Raw genomic sequence first — 13,812 nt, 5'->3', positions numbered from 1 at the left:
CATCAAGCAAACCGGACCTGGCGGCCAGTCTGCAAATTCTCGGGGCTCCCCGACGGGCGACGCTGCCCGGCACACGTTATCTGTCTTAGGCAGTGTCCCCATGCAGGAACGCGGCGATCGCATCCACGATACGGCTCGCCATCAACGTCTTGGACCCGTGCTGCAGCGCCGACTCGGTTCCGTCGGCAGCCAGCAACCAGCCGTCGTTGCTGTCCACTTCGAAGGCCCGGCCGTCACCCACGGCGTTGACGACCAGCAGATCGCAGCCCTTGCGCCGCAGCTTGGCTCGAGCATGAAACAGCACGTCGCCGTTGGCGTCACCAGTCTCGGCCGCGAAGCCGACGATGGCGCGCATGTTGGGCAGCTGACCGTGGGAGCGGGCCTGGACCGCGCCGGCCAGCACGTCGTCGTTGCGCACCAGCTCGATGGGAGGGGGGCCGTCCAAATTGTCCGGGCTCTTTTTGATCTTGGCGGTGGCAACCTGGGCGGGCCGGAAGTCGGCCACCGCCGCCGCCATCACCAGCACGTTGGCCTCCGGGGCGTGCTTGGACACCGCACTGCCGAGCTGCTCGGCCGAGCTGACATGCACGACGTTCACACCGGCCGGGTCGATGAGCCCGGCGGTGTGCCCGGCGATCAGCGTGACCTCGGCGCCGCGCTGGGCGGCCACCCGGGCCACGGCATAGCCCTGCTTGCCGGAGCTGCGGTTGCCGATGAAGCGCACCGGATCGATCGCCTCCCGGGTGCCGCCGGCCGTCACCAGCACCTTGCAGCCGGCCAGGTCGTACGGCAACGCGTCGTGGCGCTCCAGCAGCAGGTGGGCCAGGGTGGTGATCTCCTCGGCCTCGGGCAGGCGGCCCGCGCCGCTGTCCGAGCCGGTGAGGCGCCCGGACGCGGGTTCGAGCACCACCGCACCGCGCCGGCGCAGGGTGGCGACGTTGTCCACGGTGGCCGGGTGCAACCACATCTCGGTGTGCATGGCCGGTGCGAACATCACCGGGCAGCGGGCGGTGAGCAGCGTTCCGGTCAGCAGGTCGTCGGCCCGACCGGCCACCGCACGGGCGAGCAGGTCGGCGGTTGCCGGGGCGACCACCACCAGATCGGCGTGCTGGCCGAGCCGGACATGCGGCACCTCCGGAACGTCCTGGAAGACACCGGTGCGCACCGGTTCACCGGACAGCGCCTCGAAGGTGGCGGCGCCGACGAAGCGCAGAGCGGAGTCGGTGGGAATGACCCGGACCCGGTGGCCGGCTTCAGTGAGCTGACGGACAACGGTGCAGGCCTTGTAGGCCGCGATACCACCGGAAACGCCGACAACGACGCGTTTGGAGCTGCGCTCACTGCGCTGTCCCTCCATGGCGCGCCAGACCCTGTTACTCGCCCTCGGTGTGTTCGAGCAGGTCGGCGTGGATTTCGCGCATCGCGATCGACAGCGGCTTCTCCTGCAAGCCGGGCTCGACCAGCGGGCCGACGTACTCGAGGATGCCCTCGCCGAGCTGGTTGTAGTAATCGTTGATCTGGCGGGCCCGCTTGGCCGCGTAAATCACCAGCGCGTACTTGCTCGAGACGCGGTCCAGCAACTCGTCGATGGGCGGGTTGGTGATGCCCAGCGGGGTGTCGTAGGCACCTGCCCCACCTGCCGACGGATCGAACTGATCCACGGCGGGGACGGCGGCCAACGACGTGTCGGACTGCGGAATGGTCACGTAGAAAATCTCCTGGCGCTCGGCTGTTCGTAGTGCGTTCAAGCGGTTCTGAACGGGTGGAAAAAATCGGCTTTGAAATTCCGGGATCCGCTAAACGTTGTCTGGGACGGTTCCCACCAGCAAGGATACCAATTCGGCGCACGCAGACTCTAATCGACTGTTGACCACCACCACGTCGAAGTCGCCCTGGGCTGCCAATTCGACGCGCGCGGTGTCCAGCCGGCGCTGGATGACGTCGGGTGTCTCGGTGCCGCGGCCGATCAGCCGGGTCTCGAGATCCTGCCAGCTCGGCGGTGCCAGAAACACCGTGAGGGCTTCCGGCATGGCTTGCTTGACGGCGCGGGCCCCGGCCAGATCGACCTCGATGAGCACCGGAAAGCCGGCTGCCGTGGCTGCGCGCACCGGTTCGGCCAAAGTGCCCGACCGGTGCAATCCCCCGTGGATTTCCGCCCATTCCAGCAGTTCACCCTCATCGATCAACTGCTGGAAGCGGGCGGGGCTGACGAAGTGATAGTCGACGCCGTCGACCTCCCCCGGCCTTGGTGCTCGCGTCGTGGCCGAGACGCTGAAGTGCAGGTTCGGTATCCGCTCACGCAAACACCGGACCACCGTCGACTTGCCGACCGCGGAGGGACCGGACAGCACGACTGTTCTCCCGACAGGCGTCGTACCCTCCGGTCCCCCGCCGGCGCTCACCGGCACCTGGGTCGGTAAACCGACTAGGAGCCGAACTTTTCCAGCAGGGCCTTGCGCTGACGGTCGCCCAAACCACGCAGGCGACGGGTCGGCGCGATCTCGAGCTCGGTCATGATCTCCTGCGCCTTGACCTTGCCGACCTTCGGCAACGCCTCCAACAGCGCAGACACCTTCATCTTGCCGAGAACTTCGTCGCTCTCAGCGTCCTTGAGCACCTGGGTGAGGTTGGTGCCGCCACGCTTGAGCCGATCCTTGAGCTCAGCTCGTGCTCGACGTGCGGCAGCAGCCTTCTCCAACGCGGCCGCGCGCTGCTCGTCGGTCAACTGGGGAAGGGCCACGATTCCTCCGTCTCTCATCGATATCTTTCGGATATCTGTCGATCTACTTTGTCTCGGCCGGGTACTCCAGCCAGCGCAGACGACCGTACTCACGGTTCGGAACGAAATCTAACCCGACCCCCCGGTTTCGGGGTCATTTGTCCAGGTGAGTCCACTCCGCAGGCGCCGGCTGCGGCCGCCCGGCGGTCCGTCCAGCAACGTCGACAGCGGCCGGGACAGCGTCTCGGGGAAGGGTCACCCGGCGCCCCCACCGAGACCACAAAAAGTGGACTGACCTGGGGTTATGTCGGGGTGCGGGGGGTCGCGGCGCGCGCTCGGGAGATCGGCAGGCCCGCTGACAGCAGACAACCGCCGGTCGTAGTGCCGGGGATCACGCATTTGCCTGGCGCTTCGCGCGTGTCGCGCCGTCACCCCGCGTCGAGGTACCTGACGGTGTCGCGCATGCGTTCGGCGGCGGCGCGCAACTCCGCCACGCGGGGCCCGGCCCTCAGCACCTCGCGCGATACCGCGGGCCACAGCTGGTGCGACGCCGCGCCACCAAGGCCCGCCAGCGCCTCAGCATGCCCGCCCTGGGCCCCTACGCCGGGCACCAGGACGGGGCCACCCAGCTCGCTCAGATCGGGCGGCTGCAGCACCGTGGCGCCGACCACGACGCCGACGGAGCCGGCCGCTTCGGTCGCTCCCTGATTGGCCTGAGCGACGTGATCGACGATCAGCTGCGCGACCGTGCGTCCGCCGGCATCGGCCCGCTGCACCGTCGACCCCTCGGGGTTCGAGGTGGCGGCCAAGACGAACACCCCGCGGTCGTTTTGCGCGGCGACCTCCAGCAGCGGCCGTAACGACCCGAACCCCAGATAGGGCGACGCCGTCACGGCGTCGGCGGCCAGCGGCGAATCACCGGCCCAGGCCGTGGCGTAGGCGGCCATGGTCGACCCGATGTCGCCCCGCTTGGCGTCGGCCAGCACCAATACGCCGTGTGCCTGCAGCGCGGCGGTGGTGCGCTCGAGCACCGCGAAGCCCGCAGAACCGTGCGCCTCGAAAAACGCCACCTGAGGTTTGACCATCGCGAAGCCGGCATAGGCGTCGACGCAGACGTCGCAGAACGCGGCCAGTCCGGCTGCGGTGACCGGCAGGTCCCAGGCGCGCAACAGCTCGGGGTGCGGATCGATCCCCAGACACAGGGGACCGCGGCTCGACCGCGCCTGCGCCAGCCGAGCGCCGAACCCGGTCACCTTCTGGTGCCGATGGCGCGGTGCAACTCCTGCAGCGACTGGACGTCGATGTCGCCCCGGATCCCCGCCTCGATGCCCTGCACCGCGGCCGAGGCGCCCTGCACCGTGGTGATGCACGGGATGTTGACCGCCACCGCGACCGACCGGATCTCGTAACCGTCCACGCGCGGGCCCGAATTGCCGTAGGGGGTGTTGATCACCATGTCGACCTCGCCGGCCCGGATCGCGTCGACCGCCGACATCGCCGGCCGGCCCTCCTGCGGCGCTTCGAAATGCTTTCGCACCTCGTCGCATGGAATTCCGTTGCGGCGCAGCATCTCCGCCGTGCCTTCGGTCGCCAGAACCCGAAAACCCAGATCCGCCAGTCGTTTCACCGGGAAAACCAGAGATCGCTTGTCGCGGTTGGCAACCGAGACGAACACGGTGCCCTGCGCGGGTAGCGAGCCGTAGGCGGCGGTCTGGCTCTTGGCGAAGGCGCTGCCGAAGTCACGGTCGATGCCCATCACCTCGCCGGTGGACTTCATCTCCGGACCGAGTAACGAGTCGATCGCCGCGCCGTCGGCACGCCGGAAGCGGTGGAACGGCAGTACCGCTTCCTTGACCGCGATCGGCGCATCCGGGGCCACGCTGCCGCCGTCCCCCGATTCGGCCAGTATTCCCTCTTCCCGGAGCTGGGAAATGCTCTCCCCCAACATGACTCGCGCACAGGCTTTGGCCAGCGGGATCGCGGTGGCCTTGGAAACGAAAGGCACGGTGCGGCTGGCTCTGGGGTTGGCCTCCAGCACGTAGAGCACGTCGTCTTTGAGGGCGTACTGCACGTTGAGCAGGCCCACCACGCCGATGCCGTGCGCGATGGCCTCCGTCGCCTTCCGCACCTTCTCGATATCGCTGCGGCCCAATGTGACCGGTGGCAGCGCGCACGCCGAGTCACCGGAGTGGATCCCGGCCTCCTCGATGTGCTCCATGATGCCGCCGATGTAGACCTCGGTGCCGTCGCACAGCGCGTCGACGTCAATCTCGACCGCATCCTCGAGGAAGCGGTCAACGAGCACGGGATGTTCGGGAGAGAGCTCGGTGGCGCGGGTGATGTAGCCCTTGAGGGTCTCCTCGTCGTAGACGATCTCCATGCCGCGTCCGCCGAGCACGTAGGACGGCCGCACCAGCACCGGGTAGCCGATGTCAGCGGCGATGCGACGGGCCTGCTCGAAGGTGGTTGCCGTGCCGTACTTGGGCGCGGGCAGCCCCGCGGTGTTCAACACATCGCCGAACGAGCCGCGGTCCTCGGCCAGGTCGATGGCCTCCGGCGGGGTGCCGACGATCGGCACACCGGCGTCGGCCAGCCGTTGCGCCAGCCCGAGCGGGGTCTGGCCGCCCAGCTGCACGATGACACCCACCACGCCCGGTCCGCCGGCGCCGGACTGTTCTTCGGCGTGATACACCTCAAGCACGTCCTCGAACGTCAGCGGCTCGAAGTACAGCCGGTCGGCGGTGTCGTAGTCGGTGGACACCGTCTCGGGATTGCAGTTGACCATGACCGTCTCAAAACCCGCGTCGCTCAACGTGGTTGCGGCATGCACGCAGCTGTAGTCGAACTCGATGCCCTGCCCGATGCGGTTGGGCCCGGAACCGAGGATCAGCACCTTGGGCCGCTCGGTCTGCGGGGCCACCTCGGTCTCGGCGGCCGGGTCGAGTTCATAGCTGCTGTAGTGATACGGCGTCTTGGCCTCGAACTCGGCGGCACAGGTGTCCACCGTCTTGTAGACCGGGTGGATGCCGAGGCGTTCCCGCAGCGACCGAACCCCGTTCTCGCCGGCCAGCTCCGGCCGCAACGCCGCGATCTGGCGGTCGGAGAGTCCGCAGTGCTTGGCATGGCGGAGCAGTTCGGCATCCAGGACGGGGGCATCGACCAATTCGGCGCGCAGCGCCACCAATTCGTCGATCTGGGCGACGAACCAGGGGTCGACGCCGCTGGCCTGGGCCACCTGCTCCACCGACCCGCCGAGCCGCAGCGCCAGCTCGATGTCGTAGAGCCTGCCCTCGGTCGGGGTCTGCAAGCGGGTCAACACGTCGTCCACTCGACCTTCCGCGTCCGGCTTCGTCCAGAACCCGGCGCGGGTGGTTTCCAGCGAGCGCATCACCTTGCCGAGCGCCTCGACGAAGTTGCGGCCCAACGACATTGCCTCACCGACGGACTTCATGGTGGTGGTCAGAGTGTCGTCGGCGCCCGGAAACTTCTCGAAGGCGAAACGCGGCGCCTTGACCACGACGTAGTCCAGCGTCGGTTCGAAGCAGGCCGGGGTTTCCTTGGTGATGTCGTTGACGATCTCGTCCAGGGTGTAGCCGATGGCCAACTTGGCGGCGATCTTGGCGATCGGGAATCCGGTCGCCTTGGACGCCAGCGCGCTCGAGCGCGACACCCGGGGGTTCATCTCGATGACGATGAGCCGGCCGTCTTTGGGGTCGATCGCGAACTGGATGTTGCAGCCGCCGGTGTCGACGCCGACCTCGCGCAGAATGGCGATGCCCAGATCACGCATCCGCTGGTATTCGCGGTCGGTCAGCGTCATCGCGGGCGCCACGGTGACCGAGTCGCCGGTGTGCACGCCCATCGGGTCCAGGTTCTCGATCGAGCACACCACCACCACGTTGTCGTGGCCGTCGCGCATCAGCTCGAGTTCGAATTCCTTCCAGCCGTAGATCGATTCCTCGATCAGCACGTTGGCGCTGGGGCTGGCGGCCAGGCCGGCGCCGGCCATCCGGTCAACCTCCTCGACCGACCGGGCCATGCCCGAACCCAGCCCACCCATGGTGAAGCTGGGCCGCACGACCACCGGCAGCCCGACTTCCTCGACGGTCTCGCGAACCTCGTCCATGGTGAAACACACGCGGCTGCGTGCGGATTCGCCGCCGACCTTGGCGACGATGTCCTTGAACTTCTGCCGGTCCTCGCCGCGCTGAATGGCCTCGAAGTCCGCGCCGATGAGTTCGATCCCGTAGCGGTCCAGCGCGCCGTTCTCGTAGAGAGCGACAGCGGTGTTCAGGGCGGTCTGCCCGCCCAGAGTGGCCAGCAGGGCATCGATCTTGTTCCCACGCTCGGCCTGCTGGGCCATCACCCGCTCCACGAACGCCGGCGTGATGGGTTCGACGTAGGTGTGATCGGCGAACTCCGGGTCGGTCATGATGGTGGCGGGGTTGGAGTTGACCAGGCTGACCTGCAGTCCCTCGGCCCGCAGCACCCGACAGGCTTGGGTGCCGGAGTAGTCGAATTCGCACGCCTGCCCGATCACGATCGGCCCGGAGCCGATCACCAGCACGTGGTTGAGATCCGTCCGGCGCGGCATCAGATTTCCCCTTCGCGAGCGTTCACTTCCGTACACCGTTTTCGGCGTGTCGTTGTACGCACACGCTCCCCCGCAAGCGGGAAGTACCCCCAGCTCGCGGTCACCGTTGACCCTCCATCAGGTCGACGAACTGGTCGAACAGGTATGCCGCATCGTGCGGTCCGGCGGCGGCCTCCGGGTGGTACTGCACCGAAAATGCGCGCCCGTCAACGAGTTTGACGCCTTCGACGACGCCGTCGTTGGCGCACGTGTGACTGACCTGCGCCGCGCCGAACGGGGTGTCGAAGGTTTGACCGGCCTCTCCCTCGAGGGCGAAGCCGTGGTTCTGCGAGGTCACCGCCACCCGCCCGGTGGCATGGTCGATCACCGGGATGTTGATGCCACGATGGCCGAACACCATCTTGTAGGTCGACAACCCGAGCGCGCGGCCCAGAATCTGGTTGCCGAAACAGATTCCGAACAGCGGGATCCCGGCGCCCAACACCTCGCGGGTGAGCGCGACGGTGTGGTCTGCGGTGGCCGGGTCGCCGGGGCCGTTGGACAGGAACACACCGTCGGGCTTGATTGCGGCGATCTGGTCGAAGGTTGCCGACGAGGGCAGCACATGGCTGCGAATGCCGCGCCGGGCGAAATTCCGCGGCGTGTTCGTCTTGATGCCGAGATCCAGAGCGACCACCGTATAGCGCTGCGTGACTTCGGGTTCGACGATGTAGGTCTCGGGTGTGCTGACTTCGCCGGCCAGGTCGGCGCCCAGCATCGGCTGCTGTCCGCGAACCCGTTCGACCAGCTCTTCGGGCTCGGCCAGAGCCGCGCCGGAGAAGACGCCCGCCTTCATCGAGCCGCGGCTGCGCAGGTGGCGCACCACCGCCCGGGTGTCGATGCCGGCGATCCCGACGATCCGCTGACGGACCAGCTCGGCTTCCAGCGTGCTGGTGGCGCGCCAGTTGGAGGCGCGCGGCGACGGGTCGCGCACCGCGTAGCCGGCGACCCAGATCTTGTCACCGCGACTCTCGGCGTCTTCGTCATTCCAGCCGGTGTTGCCGATCTGCGGGGCGGTGGCCACCACAATCTGACGGTGATAGCTCGGGTCGGTCAGCGTCTCCTGATAGCCCGACATGCCGGTGCTGAACACGGCTTCGCCAAGCGTCTGACCGATCGCCCCGAAGGTGGTGCCGGTGAAGATGCGACCGTCTTCGAGCACCAGTAGAGCTCTACTCATCTGCGCCACTCCTCCTCATCGCTGCGCTCTGCATCGTCGTCGGCGCGAGTCATCTGCGCCACTCCTCACGCGGCTTCCTCCTCTATCCACTGCACGTATTCGTCCCGGTTGTCCGCCCGGAACCCGGTGTCGATCTCGGTGCCCGACGGCAACCGCCAACGGATAACCAGGATTCCGTGGCGCGACACCACCTTGCCGGCGATTCCGCGCTCGGTGCGGATAGCGACGATCGACGATTCAGGAATCCAAATCGGCTGAGCGCGAATGCGTTCCAGCAGAATTCCGGTCGAGTAGCGGGTCAACACCGCTTTGCTGCGGTAACCAAGATCACCGACGGCCACCCGGTCGTTCCATTCCGGCGCTATCGTGCAGCCGCAGTACAGCCCCCGAGTGGTGACAGAAGCTGCGCCGACCTCGTCGGGCATCGCCGGCAGCGTCCCGATCAGATCGGTCTGCCGCTCGGCCCGTCGCCGCCAGCCCCGCATCATCAGGTGAATCGCCACCGCGAGCAACACCACCAGAACCGCCGCGAAGATCAGCGATCCCACCAGGGTGCCTGAATTCATGCCGGGCTCTTCCCGTGCCGGGCGGTGATCTTGCCGCGCAGCAACGTCGCGGTCACCGTGGCAGGCAGCGTCAGCGACTCGTAAGGAGTATTGGCCGACCGGCTGGCCAATGCTTCCCCGCTGATGGTCCAGCTGCCCTCGGGATCGACGACGGTCAAGTTCGCCGGCTCACCCACCGCCAAGGGCCGGCCCTGGTCGGGCAAACCGACGATGCGCGCCGGGTTTTCACTCATCACCCGGGCAACGTCGCGCCAGCTCAGCAGGCCGGGCTCCACCATCGTCTGCACGACGACCGACAGCGCGGTCTGCAGCCCCAGCATGCCGGGGCGCGCGGCGGCGAACTCGACACACTTCTCGTGCTCGGCGTGCGGGGCGTGATCGGTGGCCACACAATCGATTACCCCGTCGGCCAGCGCCTGGCGCAGGGCCAGCGCGTCGGAAGCCTCGCGCAGCGGCGGATTGACCCGATTACGCCCGTCATAGCTGACCAGCCTTCCGTCATCGAGCAGCAGGTGGTGTGGCGTGACCTCGGCGGTAATCGAAATACCTTGCTGCTTAGCCCATTTCACGAGCTCCACGGTGCCCGCGGTGGAGGCATGGCAGATATGCACCCGGGCACCCGCGTCGCGGGCCAGCAGGGCGTCACGGGCGACGATGGACTCTTCGGCGGCCCGGGGCCAGCCGGCGAGTCCGAGCCGGGCGGCGGTGGGCCCCTCGTGCGCGACGGCGCCGACGGTGAGTCGGGGCTCTTCGGCGTGCTGCGCGATCAGTACGCCCAGGCCGGTGGCGTATTCCAGGGCGCGGCGCATCACCAGTGGATCGTGGACGCAGATGCCGTCGTCGGAGAACATCCGCACCTGCGCGGCGCCGGCATTCATCATGCCCATCTCGGTCAGCTCGACGCCGGCCAACCCGACGGTCACCGCGCCGACGGGATGCACGTCCACCAGGCCGACCTGCTGGCCGCGGTGCCAGACGTGGTCGGTCACCACCGGGCTGTCGGCCACCGGGTTGGTGTTGGCCATCGCGAACACCGCGGTGTAACCACCGAGAGCAGCCGCCGCCGAACCGGTTTCGATGTCTTCGGCGTATTCGCGGCCGGGCTCGCGCAGGTGGGTGTGCAGGTCGACGAAGCCGGGCAGCAGTACCTGGCCGGTGGCGTCGATCACGTCCGCGGTGTCGGGAATCGTCAGCCCGGCACCGATCTCCAGGATCTGGCCGTCATCGACGCGGACGTCGACGCGGTCCCCTTCGCCATAGAGCCGGACGCCCCGAATCAGCACACTCATGCCGCGACTTCCTCCGCCCCGACCAGCACGTGGAACAGCACCGCCATCCGCACATGCACCCCATTGGAAACCTGTTGCAGCACAGCCGATTGCGGCGAGTCAGCAACCGACGAGGAGATCTCCATGCCGCGCAACATCGGACCCGGGTGCAGCACCACCGCGTGATCGGGCAGCAGCGCCTGGCGCCGGGCGGACAGACCGTACAGCGTTGAATACTCCCGCACCGACGGGAAGAAGCCGCCGTTCATGCGTTCGGCCTGGACCCGCAGCATCAGAACACCGTCGGCGGCGGGTAGTTCGGCGTCGAAGTCACCTGAGACGGTGACCGGCCAGCCCTCGACGCCGCGCGGCAGCAGAGTCGGGGGGGCCACCAGGACGACCTCGGCGCCCAGCGTGTGCAGCAGCATGACGTTGGACCGCGCGACCCTGCTGTGCAGGATGTCGCCGACGATGACGATGCGGCGCCCCTCGATCCCGCCGAGCCGCTGGCGGATGGTCAGGGCGTCCAGCAGCGCCTGGGTGGGGTGCTCGTGGGTGCCGTCCCCGGCGTTGATCACCGACGGGGCCGAGCTGCCGGCGCCTGCGGTCCAGTCGGCCAGCAGTTGCGCGGCCCCGGATGCGGGATGCCGGATGATCAGCGCATCGGCACCGGCGGCCCGCAGCGTCAGCGCGGTGTCGCGCAGCGACTCGCCCTTGCCGACCGATGATCCCGACGCGCTGACGTTCACCACGTCCGCGCTCATCCATTTGCCGGCCACCTCGAAGGACACCCGGGTGCGGGTGGAGTTCTCGTAGAACATCGTCACCACGGTGCGGCCGCGCAGCGTCGGCAACTTCTTGACGTCACGACCGACCAGCGCCTGGGCGAAGCGGTCGGCGTCGTCGAGGATCGCGGTGGCCTCGTCGCGGGTCAGGTCGCCAGCGGCCAACAGGTGCCTTGGGGTCATCGGGTGATCACCACGCCGTCTCGTCCGTCGTCTTCCTGGAGTTGCACGTGCACGCTTTCGTTGCGCGACGTGGGCACGTTCTTGCCGACGTAGTCGGCGCGGATCGGCAGCTCGCGGTGACCGCGGTCGACCAGGACCGCCAGCTGCACGGCCCGCGGCCGGCCTACGTCGCGCAGCGCGTCGAGGGCCGACCGGGTGGAGCGCCCGGAGTACAGCACGTCGTCGACGAGGATCACCAGGGCGTCGTCGATGCCGCCGGCCGGGATCGAGGTGGCTTCCAGCGGACGTGGTGGTTTGATCATCAGGTCGTCGCGGTAGAGCGTGATGTCCAGCGAGCCGTGGCCGACGTCCACTCCGCTGTATTCCGCGATATTGGCGGCCAGGCGGCTGGCCAGGGTCACCCCGCGCGTCGGGATTCCCAGCAGCACGACCCGGGTGGAATCGGGGTTGTCCAGCGCGGTCTTTTCGATGATCTGGTGCGCCATGCGGGAAATGGTGCGACCGACATCGGCCGCTGACATCAATTCCCGCGGATCACTAGCACCCATGCGAGATCTTGACCTCCTTCTCCGCCTCTCCGGACGGATCGTTAAAGGATGTCGACTGCCGGGCAGCCTAACACGACCCGAGGGTGGGGCTGCGAAGCGGCGACGGGGTGCGCCTCAACGCATTTCGTCACTTGAGCAACTTTTGTCACATCAGTCCCGAATGGCCCGGTCGAGTGCACGCGCACCACCTCGAGTGTGCGACCGCTGCGGCTTAGAGCGAAGAAAGCCGCCATCACCGCACTGTAAAAGCGGTATCCGCACACTCGACTTGCCGGATCCGGGCACCGTTCACGCCACCGGCCTACCCTGGCGGAAATGAGCTCTCTCGGCCCACACATTGATTTCGACGCCCTCTACCGCGGCGAAAGCCCGGGCGAAGGCCTGCCCCCCGTGCACACACCGCCCTGGGATACCAAGGCGCCCAAGGAGAACGTGGTCGCCTGGCATAACGCCGGGTGGGTGCACGGTGACGTGCTCGACATCGGCTGCGGGCTCGGCGACAACGCGATCTACCTGGCAAAGCAGGGATATCACGTGACAGGACTGGACATCTCCCCGACGGCGCTCATCACCGCCGAGCGGCGCGCGCATGACGCGGGCGTCGACATCCGGTTCGCGGTGGCAGACTCCACCAAGCTCGACGGGTACTCAGACAGGTTCGACACGGTCATCGACAGCGGCATGTTCCACTGCCTGGACGACGACGGAAAACGCAGCTATGCCGCGGCGGTGCACCGGGCCACCAGGCCGGGCGCCACCCTGCTGATCAGCTGCTTCTCCGACGCCAACCAGGCCAACGACGACTGGCCGCGCCCGTCGGTGTCCGAGCAGACACTGCACGACGTGCTCGGCGGCGCCGGTTGGCACATCGAGTCGGCCGACCAGGTCACACTCAGCCGCGAGATGGACGGCACCGAGGTCGAGATGACGTTCTGGTACGTCCGCGCGCAGCGGCGCGACTAGCCGTCGGGGTCACACCCGCGGCGCCCTTCGTGGGCCCAGGCGAGCAGGTCCGGCGGCGCCAGCTGGTTGATGCGGTCGTTGTAGCGCCGGTACTCCGCGAACCCGAAATACTGCTGCCACTCCCCGCAGCCCCCGCTACGGAAGAAGCTTTCGTTGCTGTGCCAGATGCCGTCGGTGGTATTCGGCGCCACCTCTGCCGCGCGCGACCGCATCTCATCCAGCGACGCGTAGCGGGCCAATTCGGCTGCCCGGTCGTAACTGACGTCGAAACCGAGGACCGCACCCAGCCGGATCAGCTCACCGACCAGGTCCTGCTGAAAATCGGCGTAGTGGAACAACGCGACGTTGGGCATATGCCGACGTTCCCAGGTCTTGCCGAATTGGTCGAGGATGTTCGCCAACGTCCCGATGCCCTTCGGTGGCGCGAACCCCACTCCCGGAGGCGGGTGCGCCGGTCCTTCCATCCAATCCCGGAACTCCTCGACGGGCCCGCGTTCGGCAGGCTCGCGGAGGGGCTGGGGTCCGGGTGGGCCGGGCCGGTGGTGGGCCGGTACGGCGGCGTCGTGCAGGACCCGCATCCGGTCCCGGTCCATGTTCGCGGTCTGGAACAACATCGACACCGCCGCGTCGCGCGGGTCGCGCCCCACGCAGATGTAAGTAACGCGGTCGTCGAGAATGAGGCCGTCCAACGGGGTGTGGGTCTTCATGAACCGACGATGGGTCTGGGCCTCGAGAACGCCGACAACCTCGTCGAGCGGCCGAATGGTCTGGTCGAACCACGGCGACACCGTCGACAGCGGTCCCGGCAGCTCCGGCCCGTCGAAGACGAGCAGGGACACCAGGCGCTGTGTCCAGGTCATCCCGCACTTCGACGGCGTCGAGATGATGATGTCACCCTCGCGCAATCGCAATGCGTCCCAACGCATGTTGTCGCTCATCAACGAGCGGTACAGGGTCCGAGTCATGC

13 protein-coding genes are annotated in these 13,812 nt (G+C 67.7%); 1 reads left to right on the top strand and 12 read right to left on the bottom strand.

Annotation, left to right across the window (positions count from 1 at the left end; translation table 11 throughout):
- Positions 1-85: 85 nt before the first annotated feature.
- The 11 genes from coaBC to pyrR form a co-directional block, all read right to left on the bottom strand.
- Positions 86-1,357 carry a bifunctional phosphopantothenoylcysteine decarboxylase/phosphopantothenate--cysteine ligase CoaBC gene (coaBC, locus tag AWC08_RS13210; RefSeq protein WP_069433497.1) on the bottom strand — a complete coding sequence of 424 codons (1,272 nt, stop codon included), beginning with the start codon at positions 1,355-1,357 and terminating at the stop codon, positions 86-88.
- Between the two features lie 16 nt (positions 1,358-1,373).
- Complete coding sequence (gene rpoZ, locus AWC08_RS13205) at positions 1,374-1,706, bottom strand: DNA-directed RNA polymerase subunit omega (protein ID WP_065136614.1); 333 nt, start codon at positions 1,704-1,706, stop codon at positions 1,374-1,376.
- 90 nt (positions 1,707-1,796) lie between these two features.
- Complete coding sequence (gene gmk / locus AWC08_RS13200) at positions 1,797-2,402, bottom strand: guanylate kinase (RefSeq protein WP_069433502.1); 606 nt, start codon at positions 2,400-2,402, stop codon at positions 1,797-1,799.
- Between the two features lie 23 nt (positions 2,403-2,425).
- Entirely contained in the window at positions 2,426-2,740 is a 315-nt protein-coding gene (gene mihF / locus AWC08_RS13195) for an integration host factor, actinobacterial type (RefSeq protein ID WP_036355303.1), read from the bottom strand.
- Between the two features lie 407 nt (positions 2,741-3,147).
- Complete coding sequence (gene pyrF / locus AWC08_RS13190) at positions 3,148-3,972, bottom strand: orotidine-5'-phosphate decarboxylase (protein ID WP_069433498.1); 825 nt, start codon at positions 3,970-3,972, stop codon at positions 3,148-3,150.
- Positions 3,969-7,313: a carbamoyl-phosphate synthase large subunit gene (gene carB / locus AWC08_RS13185; protein WP_069433499.1), complete on the bottom strand. Its 3,345-nt coding sequence runs from the start codon at positions 7,311-7,313 to the stop codon at positions 3,969-3,971. The genes pyrF and carB overlap by 4 nt, the downstream gene beginning before the upstream one ends.
- A gap of 100 nt (positions 7,314-7,413) precedes the next feature.
- Positions 7,414-8,532 (bottom strand): glutamine-hydrolyzing carbamoyl-phosphate synthase small subunit, encoded by a 1,119-nt coding sequence (gene carA / locus AWC08_RS13180; protein ID WP_065136053.1) that lies wholly within the window; start codon positions 8,530-8,532, stop codon positions 7,414-7,416.
- A 65-nt stretch (positions 8,533-8,597) separates the two neighbouring features.
- Complete coding sequence (locus tag AWC08_RS13175) at positions 8,598-9,098, bottom strand: PH-like domain-containing protein (protein WP_065136051.1); 501 nt, start codon at positions 9,096-9,098, stop codon at positions 8,598-8,600.
- Positions 9,095-10,387 carry a dihydroorotase gene (locus tag AWC08_RS13170; RefSeq protein ID WP_065136050.1) on the bottom strand — a complete coding sequence of 431 codons (1,293 nt, stop codon included), beginning with the start codon at positions 10,385-10,387 and terminating at the stop codon, positions 9,095-9,097. Before AWC08_RS13170 ends, AWC08_RS13175 begins: the two co-directional genes overlap by 4 nt.
- Positions 10,384-11,334, bottom strand: a complete 951-nt coding sequence (locus tag AWC08_RS13165; RefSeq protein WP_065136049.1) for an aspartate carbamoyltransferase catalytic subunit — start codon at positions 11,332-11,334, stop codon at positions 10,384-10,386. Before AWC08_RS13165 ends, AWC08_RS13170 begins: the two co-directional genes overlap by 4 nt.
- Positions 11,331-11,882, bottom strand: a complete 552-nt coding sequence (gene pyrR / locus AWC08_RS13160; RefSeq protein WP_065136048.1) for a bifunctional pyr operon transcriptional regulator/uracil phosphoribosyltransferase PyrR — start codon at positions 11,880-11,882, stop codon at positions 11,331-11,333. Before pyrR ends, AWC08_RS13165 begins: the two co-directional genes overlap by 4 nt.
- A 315-nt stretch (positions 11,883-12,197) precedes the next feature.
- On the opposite strand from pyrR, the gene AWC08_RS13150 reads away from it, so the two are divergent.
- A complete protein-coding gene (locus AWC08_RS13150) occupies positions 12,198-12,845 on the top strand; it encodes a class I SAM-dependent methyltransferase (protein ID WP_065136047.1) in 648 nt (215 codons plus the stop codon).
- On the opposite strand, the gene AWC08_RS13145 is transcribed toward AWC08_RS13150, so the two are convergent.
- Positions 12,842-13,810, bottom strand: a complete 969-nt coding sequence (locus AWC08_RS13145) for a sulfotransferase domain-containing protein (RefSeq protein ID WP_065136046.1) — start codon at positions 13,808-13,810, stop codon at positions 12,842-12,844. The genes AWC08_RS13150 and AWC08_RS13145 overlap by 4 nt on opposite strands.
- Positions 13,811-13,812 lie beyond the last annotated feature (2 nt).

Origin of the sequence: Mycobacterium gordonae (genome assembly GCF_002101675.1) — a bacterium.
In the GTDB taxonomy this organism is placed as follows: Bacteria; Actinomycetota; Actinomycetes; order Mycobacteriales; family Mycobacteriaceae; genus Mycobacterium; species Mycobacterium gordonae.
The sequence above is the reverse complement of the archived record's forward strand: the minus strand, read 5'-3'. Positions and strand labels throughout refer to the sequence as shown.

Excerpts from the sequence above, each read along its gene's own strand:
- AWC08_RS13175 (WP_065136051.1), bottom strand. The coding sequence starts at position 9,098 with ATGAATTCAGGCACCCTGGTGGGATCGCTGATCTTCGCGGCGGTTCTG.
- coaBC (WP_069433497.1), bottom strand. The coding sequence starts at position 1,357 with ATGGAGGGACAGCGCAGTGAGCGCAGCTCCAAACGCGTCGTTGTCGGC.
- carA (WP_065136053.1), bottom strand. The coding sequence starts at position 8,532 with ATGAGTAGAGCTCTACTGGTGCTCGAAGACGGTCGCATCTTCACCGGC.
- AWC08_RS13165 (WP_065136049.1), bottom strand. The coding sequence starts at position 11,334 with ATGACCCCAAGGCACCTGTTGGCCGCTGGCGACCTGACCCGCGACGAG.
- AWC08_RS13150 (WP_065136047.1), top strand. The coding sequence starts at position 12,198 with ATGAGCTCTCTCGGCCCACACATTGATTTCGACGCCCTCTACCGCGGC.
- pyrR (WP_065136048.1), bottom strand. The coding sequence starts at position 11,882 with ATGGGTGCTAGTGATCCGCGGGAATTGATGTCAGCGGCCGATGTCGGT.
- AWC08_RS13170 (WP_065136050.1), bottom strand. The coding sequence starts at position 10,387 with ATGAGTGTGCTGATTCGGGGCGTCCGGCTCTATGGCGAAGGGGACCGC.
- AWC08_RS13145 (WP_065136046.1), bottom strand. The coding sequence starts at position 13,810 with ATGACTCGGACCCTGTACCGCTCGTTGATGAGCGACAACATGCGTTGG.
- carB (WP_069433499.1), bottom strand. The coding sequence starts at position 7,313 with ATGCCGCGCCGGACGGATCTCAACCACGTGCTGGTGATCGGCTCCGGG.